We start from the raw sequence: 11,151 nt of genomic DNA, 5'->3' as shown, positions 1-11,151 counted from the left end.
CATCCCGGCCAACCGGATCAAGTGATGCTTCATGTCGATGATGGCGTCCAGACGTTCGCGAAACAGATCGGCATCACGGCGGCGGGGTTTTTTAGGCTTCATGAGAATCTACCAGAAAATGAGCGTTACGGGACTGCTTTCTGGCATTTTCCTATATTTAGAATCCCAAGGGAATCATTATTTATCAATATGTTGAGAGTTTTTCAGGGCGAACATGGTAGCTTCCGCGACAGCGACGTCTTGCGCAGTGTGTTTGAGAATGTGGTGCGCCGCTGCATGGAAGCCGGGTTGGTTAGCGGCGAAGGCTTTGCCTCATTGTAATCCAATTCATTGTTCAGCACACCAATGAAGGCGCTAAGCGGACCTTTTAAAAGCGTGTCACGCTAGCTTTGGTCTGTGTCACGCCAATTTTAGCCTGTGTCACGCTGTTTTTAGCCTGTGACACGCCAAAATTTGCCTGTGTCACGCTAACTTTTTCTAAAAACCTCAATGTGACACGCTTAAGGTCAAATGTAAGTGATTTGGGGATTTTGAAAGATTAATATTTTCAATTAGTTATGTTATATATTTGGTTTATAGATAGATTTGCAGGAATAGCAAAACGTATTACGTTTTGCGAAGGAGGGTTGGCGCGTAGTCCTTCTGTCTGCGTAGACACGCGGGAAGTTCCAGCTCTTCGGCCATGCGCGTCTGGTGCAGTTTGTGGCCATCTTCAATACATTTGAGCAGGTACGCTTCTATGGTTAGGCCCATCCAGCTTGCAACTTCATTAGCCCTGGCATAACTGCTGCCTGTCCGTTGAAACTTGAGGACAATAGGTTCGTTTATGGGCATAGGCTGCTCCCCTATGATTGAGTGTTGAAATAATCGTGTTGTTTCTGCTCTGAGGCCACTATTTCGTCCGGCGTCAATCGCCGTCCCGGCGCCGTTTTCACGTTGGACAAGATTGCGCGAGGCCCATGACCCAAATTGATGGGCGGCAGATTCTTAAAGCCGCCTTTTGCAGGAGAGTCTGATGAGTCCGGCGCGTCCGGCGCGGAGCTAGACGGCGCGGTTGGTATGGATTGATTCGTTTTCTTCATGCTCAAATCACCTTCCAACAACATTGTACAATGTCCCACACGCTTCACGATTAAATTGCCCTATCTTTATGAAATGTCTTACGGAAACCTGCCGCAGTTTTTGTTACCCTAAGTGCGAATCGGAGGGCGATGGCCATGATCAAGGACGACTTGGAGGATTGGGACTGGGTCAAAATGGGTCGCTTCAGCGATGCGGATGAACGCATCGTTCAGGGCATCATGGGAAAACGCTTTCGCCTGGCCCATCCCCCATCAACGGTATCTCATCCGAAGGGTAAAGTGCGTCGGAAGGGTGCTCATGCGAAGCGTGACGCCTCACTTTCCGGGCGTGCTTTCGTCATCGAAAAAGGTTACCGCTACGCCAGGGGCAAGGAGGCCGTGATCAGGGCAAGGTCGCGCCCCAAGAGCGATCACGGTGTCATGACGCTGCTGCGTTACGTGGCGCGTACCCGCCGGGAGGATGAGAAGAACGGACAGTACGGTGCCGTTTCCCTGTGGGATGGATTTGGCGCCCCTCTTTCGGTGGAGGATATTCATGCGGTCCGCAAACGATGGGAACTACTGCCCGATCAGGACAACCTATCACGGACTGCCCTAAAACATCTTAAAAAGAGCGACCTATCAGCGCTACATGCAATGGGTGGGCGCGAGCGGTTGCGACATGTCCAGGCTTGGCATTTCGTTTTTTCCATCGCGGAGGACGGAGCCGAGGAAGGGGGGGAACGCAAGTTACGAAATGCGATGCGCGTCACTGTAGACGGTGCCTTCACCGCCAAGGGCCACAAGACCGTATGGGGAATTCACCAAGACCACACGGATCACATTCACGCTCATGTGGTGGTCAGGGCGTTATCGGACTTTGGCGGACGGTTGCACAGTGATATTCACGGGGATTACCTACATGCGCTGAGATTGCGATTTGCGGAGAATTTGAAGCTTTCTGGCCTTGACTACAATGCGAGTTGGCGCGTTGACCGCCGCTATGAGCGCGAACGCATTATGGCCGGCCTTGAGCCTTTGCATGATGATCCCAGCCCCTGGCGGCAGGGGAAGGCCTGGCGCGATCCATATGCGAATTTGAACACCTGGCCTTATTATTTTGGAGATAGGGCTGTTCAAAACATGGAGCGCATCGAAGACGCCAAAGCGATAATCCGCCAGCTTGCCGAGGATGCGGAACGTCATGAATGGACGACCATTGCCGCTCAGGCTCTCCGGCAGTTACTTGATGAACCGCTGATACAAACGTCGTGGTTGAAGCGCGCATATCACTTTGTTTCGAGGAGTGCGGAGAATGACGATGTTCCGGATGAGTATCGGGAACTGTTTGAGTACTTAAAGACCATGTATTACGATCCCGCAGATGCATTGGCAAGCTGGCAGCATATGGCGCTGGACGGCGCATATCGTGACCAGCAAGGTAAGGTGCAATATCCACATCGAGGGCTGGCAAACTGGACCTTGCGCCACCGCCCGGAATATCTGGGATGCGTCAAGGCCAATGCATATGTGATGGGGGGTGACAAAGAGCTCAAGAAAATCCTGCGCACTGCGTGGTTGCCTAAATCACATCAAGTCCCGGAACCTCCTGAGTATGTCGACGTGTTCGCGAAATACCGCGAAATCAGGCGCGTACAGAAAGACCGCGCCAAGGTGATCGCGGAACTGAAGCGGCTCTTCCATCGTTACCAGGCGGATTGGCCGGGCACGTGGTTGCCCGAAGTAACTGATCAGGCGATCGGACAGGCCATGCTAATTGAGATTGGACATAAGTTACCTAAGGTCATGGGGGCGGGTCCGATAAAAGCCGCATCAAAATGGAAGCCGGGTGCGGGCGGCCAATCGGGTGCCTCTGATCCTGTTGGAGATTATGGCGCGCCCGTGCTGCATGCCGAAAATGAGAATGCAACTGACCAGAAGCAGGAGCGGTCACAAAAGCCAAAGTCTCGATCTAGGAGAAATGCTAGCCGGGGGCGTGGCTGAAATGAAGTCAGCATCGTCGACGAACTTGGGTGTTGTATCCGGAGGACGATACGGATCTGGGGCTGCGCGCCGCCCCCGCAGTTCTGTTTCACGAGACTTTCCGCCGTATGGCCTTGATGCCCAATAAGGCCTCGTTCAGTGCCCTTGAAAAGAGCGTGCTGTCCGGAAAATTGTCATTCGAAGAAAGTATAACCAGTTCCATAAGTGACGATCCGATCCTATTCAGGTGCGTGTTAATTTCCGTGAGGATGATTGGATTAACGCCATGGCTTTTGACTTCATAACCGCTCACTAGATTATTACCCGCAGTGCGATGAAATTCGCTCTCTGATTTGAATCCCAATTGTCGCCATGTCCGGCTGTAGGCGGCGATTTCTTCGCCGGAAGCACGGAAAGTGATGGTTTCATTCATGGGTTTGTTACCGCGCATCGCATGTCTCCCAGGTGAGTTTGAAAGTCACTTCTATGTGGAAATTGGCTGGGGCTTGCTGGGGTGCGTTGTCGCCCCCCCCCAGGTGGTGAGTTGTCATTTGCAGGAATATGCGAAAACGAGCACGGCCTTGCGCACGACTGCTTACCCCACGCTTGCCTACAGACAAAATGGCAGCGCAAAAAGGAAGGGAGTAGGACGGCCGTTGACATGACGTATCTGGTAATGCTTTCGTAGTCCGCCTCGCGAGCCAGTTCATTTGTGCGGGTTAGCTCTGCAGGAGTGAAGCGCACCTTTATAATTTTGCTTCTGGTCATTTATTGTCTCCAACAAGGGAGGTGAAACGCATGTCGCTTGCGTTCCAACTCCCCACCCTTTTGGGGCTAGTTTTGGAGGTGTTTGACGAGTCAAAAGTTGGAAGAAATGGCTGAATTTAGCCAGTAATCCTAAACCTCTTAATCAGCGGGCCGTAGGTTCGAGTCCTACTGCGCCCACCAATAAAAACAACGCCTTAGCGGGAAACTGCTGAGGCGTTGTTGTATTTGGCCTTTGGGTAAACTGTTTTGGCCTGATCTTGCCTTCACGGCTTGGTTCCTGTTCATGGATCGTTCAGGATTGGTCTGACGCGCTTGATCCATCAATGCCATACGGCCTAACATCAAAAATCGGTATCCCTCGCCCATTCAAGGGCGCAGTGTCAGATTAAGTTGGATCGAACACAGAAAAATGGAGATGCTTGCTATGCCCTTTCCTCCGTTACCCGATGCTCATGGCATTGCTGTGCTCTTTCTTGTCGTTGGGGCTCTTATTTTGTTTACGCGTGAAGAAGTCCCACTGGAGACCTCCAGCCTAGGGGTTTTGGCGGCGCTGTTGTTGGGGTTTGAGTTGTTCCCCTACGTGTCAGATGGGAAACAGCTCCACGCCATTGATTTTTTTAGCGGCTTTGGGCACGAGGCGTTGATCGCCGTTTGTGCGCTGATGATTGCCGGGCAAGGGTTGGTGCGCACGGGAGCGCTTGAGCCCTTAGGTCGGTCTTTGGCCAAGCTGTGGTCCATTAGCCCATCGCTTTCACTGTTGTTGGCGGCATGAGCACAACGATTGGAACGTCCACCAACCTTTTGGTGGTGTCGGTGGCCGCAGACCTGGGGCTGCCGCGCTTTAATATGTTTGATTTCATGATGCCTGCGGTGATTGCGGGTAGTGCCGGGATCGCCTTCCTTTGGCTTGTGGCTCCGCGAATTTTACCCATGCGGGAAACTCCCCTTGGCGATATGTCACCGCGCGTTTTCATCGGCCATTTGCATGTGAACGAAGATAGCTTCGCAAACGGTGAGACCTTATCGGCGGTTCTGGAAAAGGCAGGCGGTAAAATCAAGGTATCCGAGATTTACCGCGACGAAGCGAAAGTTCTGGCGCCGCTGCCGGATTCTGTCTTGCGGGCGGGGGATCGGTTGGGGGTTCGCGATACACCGGAAAATTTGAAGGAGTTCGAGCAGCTTTTGGGGGCAAGCCTCTATGGCGGAGATGACCTGCCGGTTGACGAAGAGCATCCGCTCAGCGCCGAGGGTCAGCAGATTGCCGAGATCGTCGTTACGCATGGCTCTTTGCTTGATGGGGTAACCTTGTCTCAAGCGCGTTTTGCGGAAACCCAACAGTTGGTGATCCTTGCCTTGCACCGGGCTGGGACCGTGGCGCGGGTATTGCGCGAAGACGTCGGCGATATCCGGTTGCGTGTCGGGGATGTGCTGCTTGTTCAGGGCACCCAAGAACGGATTTCGGAAGTGAAGCGAGAAGGGGAGGTTCTGGTTCTTGACGCAACAACGGACTTGCCACACACCCGGCGCGCGCCAGTTGCCTTGGCCATCATGGCCAGCGTCATCTTGGCGGCGGCTTTGGGAATCGTGCCCATTCCGATCAGCGCCGTATGTGGAGTTCTTCTGATGATCGTCACGCGCTGTATCAGTTGGGGCGATGCAGCCAAGGCGCTCAGCACACAAGTCATTTTGATCGTCGTGGCCAGTTTGGCCCTGGGTTCTGTCTTGTTGAAAACCGGCGGTGCGGATTATTTGGCGCAGGTGTTTCTGGCTGTTACGTCTGGCGGATCACCCGCGATGCTGTTGTCGGGATTGATGTTGGTGATGGCGGTTTTGACCAATATTGTGTCTAACAATGCCACAGCTGTTATTGGCACACCCATTGCGGTCAATATTGCCCAGCAACTCGGGCTGCCCGCGGAACCGTTTGTGTTGGCGGTGTTGTTTGGCGCGAATATGAGTTACGCAACCCCCATGGCATATAAAACCAACTTGTTGGTCATGAACGCTGGCGGTTATCGCTTTATGGATTTTGTCAAAATCGGCATTCCATTAACCGTGATTATTTGGCTGGTGTTGAGCTTCCTGCTGCCAAAAATGTACGGGTTTTAGCGGCCTTGATTGCCATCATGTATGTTGGTTATCCTTGTTCTCATCAATGACGATGTGTTCGACGACTTCACCTTGTTCCTTCACCCGTATGGGCCCAGTGAGGCAAAATGATGATTCAATATTCATGATAAGTAATAAAAAATTATCTGTTCAATATTGAACACAAGTTTAAGCAAAATTAATTTAAGTAAAATCTGGCATTTATTACAACAGTAATTATATTTAACTTGATTTGTTGTTAATTTAATGCAATAATAAATCATCAAAGAATATTGCAGGCCTCCTGTTGTGAGTGCCCCTGATGGGGCGGCGGCTGTGCGCACTTCGCCTAAATTTTAGATGCTCGTCGATTTTCGCGCCCGGAATTAACCGACACGAAAGTGAAGGTGTTCCGCGTTGGCATGGGAATGACCGCGGCTCGCGACGCACCATGGGCATTTGCCTTTGATGCGAATAAGGCAATGTCTCATAAGGAGATTTGGTTATGAACACTTCAAAATTCTCTTCGCTCAAATGGATCGCTGTGGCAGCGATGTTTGGGCTCAGCGCTTGTGGCAATACCACCTCTGACCGCGCCATATCCGGTGCCGGTATCGGTGCAGGTGTCGGTGCCGTGGGTGGGTTGCTTGTGGGCGCCGATCCCGTATCTTCCGCCGTTATTGGCGGCGCTGTTGGCGCAGGCACCGGTGCTCTCACCAGCAAAGATAAAATCGACTTGGGCAATCCCGCGTGGAAGTAATCACACACTGACAGGTCTGTTTCCCAATGCACGCGGCCAGCCATCAATCGTATGGGTTAAAACCTGGTTGCTGGTCGTGACGGGGAACCCGCTTTAATCCATAATAACTCATTTTAGGATCATCCCATGTTTTCGAAAGCTCACTTTACAAAATTAGCGGCCATCACCGTCTTGGTTGCGTCTCTTGCCGCCTGCGCAGCGGTCTCCGAACGCGAGACGCCCGGCGAATACTTAGACGACGCGGCGATCACCACCAAAGTCATTGCCGCAATCGTTCAAGACCCGGTCTTGGAAAAGAACCAGGTGAATGTTGAGACGTTCCACAACGTCGTGCAACTCAGCGGTTTCGTCGATTCAAATCAAAGCCTTTCGCGGGCTGGTGAATTGGCGCGTACCATCAAAGGCGTCCGCTCGGTGCAAAACAATCTCATCGTCCGCACGCCCAAGTGAATGAACGGAATTAAACCATGAATTCAAAGTCTATTTTTGGGATCACAGTGATCGTGGTGGGACTGGTTCTGTTGGGCTTTGCCCAGCATGCGTCGGAAGCCCCCGCCGATCAGATTTCCGACATGATGACGGGGCGTTATTCCGATACCACAGTGACATACTTTGTTGTTGGGATTGCCGCGGTCGTGTTTGGCATTCTGTCCATTGTCTTTGGAAGGCGTGCCTAAAATAGATTTGGGGTTAACGCGTGACGATGGCTGAATACCTTCATACATCCACTATAAGTCGAAGGCGGTTGCTCACATTAGGAGCAGCCGCCTTTGCGCTGCCTGTGCTGGGTATGGGTGTTCCGGTTCGCGCACACCGTCATCGGTGGGCACCAGTTGGTCGGCTTCACCTTTGGAGATGACCTGGATGTCCGCGTTGGCAAAGCCCAGGGCTTCAAACTGTGCCCGCACGTCATCACCGCGACGCTGGGACAGCTTAAGATTATACTTGGCTGAACCTGAACTGTCCGTGTGTCCGGTCAGCACCATGCGCACATGGCCCATTGTGCCGGCGTTGGCGGCAGCCGTGCGGATGATTTCCGCGGCTTCCGGTGTGACGGCAGCTTTATTCCAATCAAAGAACACGATGTAGTTGGCGGGCAGACGAGGCGAAGGTGCCGCGGCCATGGGGGCTGGAGCCGGAGCCGGTTCAGGGGTCTTGTCGAAGACGACGGCTGAGGCTTGCACCAACGCCGAATTGAACTCATCCCGACACAGGGCGATTTTTTTGGGCTGACGGTTTTCCGTCTGCTCTTCGATCCAGCAATCGAACTGGGACTGGGCGTGAGCCGATAAGACAGGAGCCTTGCTGGGACCGCCAGCGTCAAGCATACGCATAAGGGAGGCGCGTCCGTCCGTTAGGTCAGTAACAAAAGCGGCCGGGACATCGCGTTCCGTCATCATCGTCGGCGCAACGGGGTAGCCAGCCGCGGACTGGCGGGCTTTGTGATTGTAATAGACCATCGAGTGACTGTCGCTCTCTTCGGTCAGTTCGCTTTGGGCGAGGGCGACATATTCCCGGTGGAGGTTTTGTTGAAACTGGCTGCCATGCTGGGTCAGGGCGCGAACATCACCCACGTTCCAGTCCGGAGACGCATTGCTGCCTGCGTAGACCGCACTTGCACCAAGTAAGGTGGCGAGTGAGGCGATGGTTAAAATTCTGATTGAGTGCATAGTGCCATCCTCTCTGAGATGATTTTTATCAAAAGAGCGACATCCCTTTTCGCCAGATGCGGCTCGAAATAGGTTCTTGGCTGAGGAGACTGATAGGGGCTTCTGGCTAACCCAAAATAACGCGATCAAGTACACCGAGCAGCCAGAGCACGACGAGGACCACCAGGATCAGCCCGAGGACACTTCCCAGTCCGGTAGACCCGTAGCGACCGTGGGCATAATAGCCGCCCCCGCCGCCGAAGATGAGGATCAAGATGATCACAACTAAAATTGTATTCATTGCAGTGGGTTGCCTTTCTGGACGTTGCCATGGAAACCGTGCGCACAGTACTCACCGCTCAAACCGCAATGTCAGGTATTGATAGACCTGGCGATCAGAGTGTAACCGTGCATTTTTAGAACGGGTGCTCGCGATGCAAAAAAATTTCTAATCGCGATCATATCAAATTGTAGACGATTAAAATGACTTCGGCTGTTCAATACAGCACACAGTACGATAGGCCCGCAGATAATGACGCGGGTCGAAGAACGCTTATGCGTTTACGCGGGAACGGGGCTGTCGCATCGCACATTGAGGACGTCGGTGAGGATCGGTCTTACACCAAGTCCGCCCATAAATCATAAGGTCCTGATTTGGTAATGAGGGCTTTCACTTTGTCGCCGGGCTTCAGGTGGGTTGCACCGTCTAGGTAAACGCTGCCATCGATTTCCGGACTGTCGGCGTAGGTGCGTCCCACGGCACCGGTTTCAGCCACGTCGTCAATCAGCACTTCCATGGTCTGACCGATGCGCTCAAGAAGTTTGCGTTCTGAAATGTCTTGGGACAGTTCCATGAACCGTTCCCAACGTGACAGTTTGTCGTCAGCGTCGACGTGGTCGGGCAGGGCATTCGCTTGCGCGCCTTTGACGTTTTCGTATTGGAAGCACCCGACGCGATCCAACTGGGCGTCTTGCAAGAAATCCAAAAGGGTTTCGAAATCGTCTTCGGTTTCCCCGGGGAAGCCGACGATGAAGGTCGAACGGATGGCGATGTCGGGGCAAATGTCGCGCCACTTTTCGATCCGCTCCAGGGTCTTTTCTTGGTGCGCGGGACGGCGCATGGCTTTGAGGACGCTGGGGCTGGCGTGCTGGAACGGAATGTCCAAGTAGGGCAAAATTTTGCCCTGGGCCATCAGTTCAATAACATTGTCGACATGGGGGTAGGGGTAGACGTAGTGCAAACGCACCCACGCGCCCAAGTCGCCCAGTGAATTGGCCAGATTATACATGTCGGTCTTGACCGATTTGCCGTGCCAATCGCTGGGGGCGTAATTCAAGTCGAGGCCGTAAGCGCTGGTGTCTTGGGAAATGACCAGCAGTTCCTTGACGCCGCTTTCGACCAGCCGTTCGGCTTCACGCAGCACGTCGCCGATGGGGCGGCTGTCAAGCTTGCCGCGGATGTCGGGGATGATGCAGAATTTGCAGCTGTGATTGCAGCCCTCCGAAATTTTCAGATACGAATAATGGCGCGGCGTCAGCTTCATGCCTTCGGGACCGACCAGATCGATGAACGGGTCATGCATCGGCGGCACGGCGTCGTGCACGGCGTTGACCACTTGTTCGTATTGATGCGGCCCGGTGATGGCCAGAACGTTGGGGGCGACTTCACGGATGGCCCCTTGATCCAAGCCTAAGCACCCGGTGACGATGACCCGGCCATTTTCGGCCATGGCCTCTTGAATGGCTTCCAGGCTTTCTTGGCGAGCGCTGTCGATAAAGCCGCAGGTGTTGATCAATACCACGTCGGCATCGTCATAGGTGTCGGAAATCAGATAACCTTCCGCCGCCAACTTGGTGAGGATGCGTTCCGAATCGACCAGGGCCTTGGGGCAACCCAGCGATATGATTCCAACTTTGGGAGCATTTTTATCCATTGCGACTATATATGACCAACAATTGAACCTGTAAACAGTGCTGTGGTTGGTTTTTCGTTGACCGTGCAGCGCTTCGCGGTGACATTTTTGCCTGAGGAGAACCAAAGTGACCGTTCACAAGCCCCAGAGACAAGGACTGCTCGCATGAATTCGCTCGACCAATACTTTGGTATTACGGCCAAAGGCAGCACCGTTCACACCGAATTTCTGGCCGGTGTTGCTGGTGGCGGTTCTGGGCGTTTTGCACGATGTGTATGGATAAGCCGATGATCGAAAAAATCTTTATCACGGCCAATCAACTGCTCGAGGACTCATTTCGTCTCGCCCAGACCATTTATACGGATGGCTTTCGTCCCAATTATATCGTCGGCATCTGGCGTGGCGGCACCCCGGTGGGCATTGCGGTGCAAGAACTCCTCCAGCACCGGGGCATCGAAACTGACCACATTGCCATCCGCACCTCGTCTTATACCGGGATTGAGCAGCAAAGCGATGACATCCGTGTGCATGGGCTGCATTACATCACCGAAAACGCCAATGCATCCGACAGCTTGTTGATCGTTGACGACACGTTTGACAGTGGGCGCAGCGTCGGCGCGGTGATCGAGACCTTGAAAAAGCTCTCGCGCGCCAACACCCCCGCCGTCATCAAGGTGGCCACGGTCTATTACAAACCCACCAAGCGCAAAGTGGATTTTGAACCCGACTACTATGTTCACGAAACCGACAAGTGGCTGGTTTTCCCCCATGAACTGCAAGGTCTCACGGACGAAGAAATCGCCCTCCACAAACCTGCCGCGCGGGCATCTGAGGCGGGGTGAGCCGCCCCTTGCCGGACCAGCGCCATATGCGCTAATTTCATTTTATGGTTGAAACGATCAAATCCATCTGCGTCGTGTTGGCGGTTG

Annotated in this window: 14 protein-coding genes; 9 read left to right on the top strand and 5 right to left on the bottom strand. The window is 53.3% G+C overall.

All coding sequences use genetic code 11. The features are described 5' to 3' along the window. The first annotated feature begins 189 nt into the window (after positions 1-189). A complete protein-coding gene (locus BEN30_RS19035; protein ID WP_407655973.1) occupies positions 190-321 on the top strand; it encodes a hypothetical protein in 132 nt (43 codons plus the stop codon). A 524-nt stretch (positions 322-845) separates the two neighbouring features. Here the strand turns inward: BEN30_RS19035 and BEN30_RS13700 are convergent. After that, entirely contained in the window at positions 846-1,082 is a 237-nt protein-coding gene (locus BEN30_RS13700) for a hypothetical protein (protein WP_139135039.1), read from the bottom strand. Positions 1,083-1,217: 135 nt separating this feature from the next. Between BEN30_RS13700 and BEN30_RS13695 the strand changes: the two genes are divergently transcribed. Next, the gene (locus BEN30_RS13695; RefSeq protein WP_139135038.1) at positions 1,218-3,065 is read left to right on the top strand and encodes a relaxase/mobilization nuclease domain-containing protein; all 1,848 of its coding nucleotides are present in this window, start codon (positions 1,218-1,220) and stop codon (positions 3,063-3,065) included. Between the two features lie 88 nt (positions 3,066-3,153). On the opposite strand, the gene BEN30_RS13690 is transcribed toward BEN30_RS13695, so the two are convergent. After that, positions 3,154-3,495: a hypothetical protein gene (locus BEN30_RS13690; RefSeq protein WP_069958893.1), complete on the bottom strand. Its 342-nt coding sequence runs from the start codon at positions 3,493-3,495 to the stop codon at positions 3,154-3,156. Positions 3,496-4,236: 741 nt separating this feature from the next. Between BEN30_RS13690 and BEN30_RS18855 the strand changes: the two genes are divergently transcribed. The 5 genes from BEN30_RS18855 (at position 4,237) to BEN30_RS13670 (ending at position 7,337) form a co-directional block, all read left to right on the top strand. Then, entirely contained in the window at positions 4,237-4,584 is a 348-nt protein-coding gene (locus BEN30_RS18855; protein ID WP_211563420.1) for a hypothetical protein, read from the top strand. Beyond that, positions 4,581-5,921, top strand: a complete 1,341-nt coding sequence (locus BEN30_RS13685) for an SLC13 family permease (RefSeq protein ID WP_211563419.1) — start codon at positions 4,581-4,583, stop codon at positions 5,919-5,921. The genes BEN30_RS18855 and BEN30_RS13685 overlap by 4 nt, the downstream gene beginning before the upstream one ends. 484 nt (positions 5,922-6,405) lie before the next feature. Continuing rightward, the gene (locus tag BEN30_RS13680) at positions 6,406-6,660 is read left to right on the top strand and encodes a YMGG-like glycine zipper-containing protein (RefSeq protein ID WP_069958892.1); all 255 of its coding nucleotides are present in this window, start codon (positions 6,406-6,408) and stop codon (positions 6,658-6,660) included. A gap of 126 nt (positions 6,661-6,786) precedes the next feature. Continuing rightward, a complete protein-coding gene (locus BEN30_RS13675) occupies positions 6,787-7,110 on the top strand; it encodes a BON domain-containing protein (RefSeq protein ID WP_069958891.1) in 324 nt (107 codons plus the stop codon). Between the two features lie 17 nt (positions 7,111-7,127). Then, entirely contained in the window at positions 7,128-7,337 is a 210-nt protein-coding gene (locus BEN30_RS13670) for a DUF3185 family protein (RefSeq protein ID WP_069958890.1), read from the top strand. Positions 7,338-7,409: 72 nt separating this feature from the next. On the opposite strand, the gene BEN30_RS13665 is transcribed toward BEN30_RS13670, so the two are convergent. The 3 genes from BEN30_RS13665 to rimO form a co-directional block, all read right to left on the bottom strand. After that, positions 7,410-8,330, bottom strand: coding sequence for an OmpA family protein (locus BEN30_RS13665; RefSeq protein ID WP_069958889.1), 921 nt, complete (start codon positions 8,328-8,330; stop codon positions 7,410-7,412). 106 nt (positions 8,331-8,436) lie between these two features. Further along, a complete protein-coding gene (locus BEN30_RS18015; protein WP_084005571.1) occupies positions 8,437-8,610 on the bottom strand; it encodes a DUF3309 family protein in 174 nt (57 codons plus the stop codon). A gap of 316 nt (positions 8,611-8,926) precedes the next feature. Then, a complete protein-coding gene (rimO, locus tag BEN30_RS13655; RefSeq protein ID WP_069958887.1) occupies positions 8,927-10,243 on the bottom strand; it encodes a 30S ribosomal protein S12 methylthiotransferase RimO in 1,317 nt (438 codons plus the stop codon). 144 nt (positions 10,244-10,387) lie between these two features. Here rimO and BEN30_RS19120 point away from each other — a divergent pair, with 144 nt between their 5' ends. Further along, entirely contained in the window at positions 10,388-10,513 is a 126-nt protein-coding gene (locus BEN30_RS19120; RefSeq protein ID WP_281201839.1) for a hypothetical protein, read from the top strand. Next, positions 10,510-11,064, top strand: coding sequence for a phosphoribosyltransferase (locus BEN30_RS13650; protein ID WP_069958897.1), 555 nt, complete (start codon positions 10,510-10,512; stop codon positions 11,062-11,064). Before BEN30_RS19120 ends, BEN30_RS13650 begins: the two co-directional genes overlap by 4 nt. Positions 11,065-11,151: the final 87 nt, after the last annotated feature.

The sequence above is a fragment of the Magnetovibrio blakemorei genome (assembly GCF_001746755.1).
GTDB lineage: Bacteria > Pseudomonadota > Alphaproteobacteria > Rhodospirillales > Magnetovibrionaceae > Magnetovibrio > Magnetovibrio blakemorei.
The sequence above is the reverse complement of the archived record's forward strand: the minus strand, read 5'-3'. Positions and strand labels throughout refer to the sequence as shown.

Excerpts from the sequence above, each read along its gene's own strand:
- BEN30_RS19035 (WP_407655973.1), top strand. The coding sequence starts at position 190 with ATGTTGAGAGTTTTTCAGGGCGAACATGGTAGCTTCCGCGACAGCGAC.
- BEN30_RS13700 (WP_139135039.1), bottom strand. The coding sequence starts at position 1,082 with ATGAAGAAAACGAATCAATCCATACCAACCGCGCCGTCTAGCTCCGCG.
- BEN30_RS13695 (WP_139135038.1), top strand. The coding sequence starts at position 1,218 with ATGATCAAGGACGACTTGGAGGATTGGGACTGGGTCAAAATGGGTCGC.
- BEN30_RS13690 (WP_069958893.1), bottom strand. The coding sequence starts at position 3,495 with ATGCGCGGTAACAAACCCATGAATGAAACCATCACTTTCCGTGCTTCC.
- BEN30_RS18855 (WP_211563420.1), top strand. The coding sequence starts at position 4,237 with ATGCCCTTTCCTCCGTTACCCGATGCTCATGGCATTGCTGTGCTCTTT.
- BEN30_RS13685 (WP_211563419.1), top strand. The coding sequence starts at position 4,581 with ATGAGCACAACGATTGGAACGTCCACCAACCTTTTGGTGGTGTCGGTG.
- BEN30_RS13680 (WP_069958892.1), top strand. The coding sequence starts at position 6,406 with ATGAACACTTCAAAATTCTCTTCGCTCAAATGGATCGCTGTGGCAGCG.
- BEN30_RS13675 (WP_069958891.1), top strand. The coding sequence starts at position 6,787 with ATGTTTTCGAAAGCTCACTTTACAAAATTAGCGGCCATCACCGTCTTG.
- BEN30_RS13670 (WP_069958890.1), top strand. The coding sequence starts at position 7,128 with ATGAATTCAAAGTCTATTTTTGGGATCACAGTGATCGTGGTGGGACTG.
- BEN30_RS13665 (WP_069958889.1), bottom strand. The coding sequence starts at position 8,330 with ATGCACTCAATCAGAATTTTAACCATCGCCTCACTCGCCACCTTACTT.
- BEN30_RS18015 (WP_084005571.1), bottom strand. The coding sequence starts at position 8,610 with ATGAATACAATTTTAGTTGTGATCATCTTGATCCTCATCTTCGGCGGC.
- rimO (WP_069958887.1), bottom strand. The coding sequence starts at position 10,243 with ATGGATAAAAATGCTCCCAAAGTTGGAATCATATCGCTGGGTTGCCCC.
- BEN30_RS19120 (WP_281201839.1), top strand. The coding sequence starts at position 10,388 with ATGAATTCGCTCGACCAATACTTTGGTATTACGGCCAAAGGCAGCACC.
- BEN30_RS13650 (WP_069958897.1), top strand. The coding sequence starts at position 10,510 with ATGATCGAAAAAATCTTTATCACGGCCAATCAACTGCTCGAGGACTCA.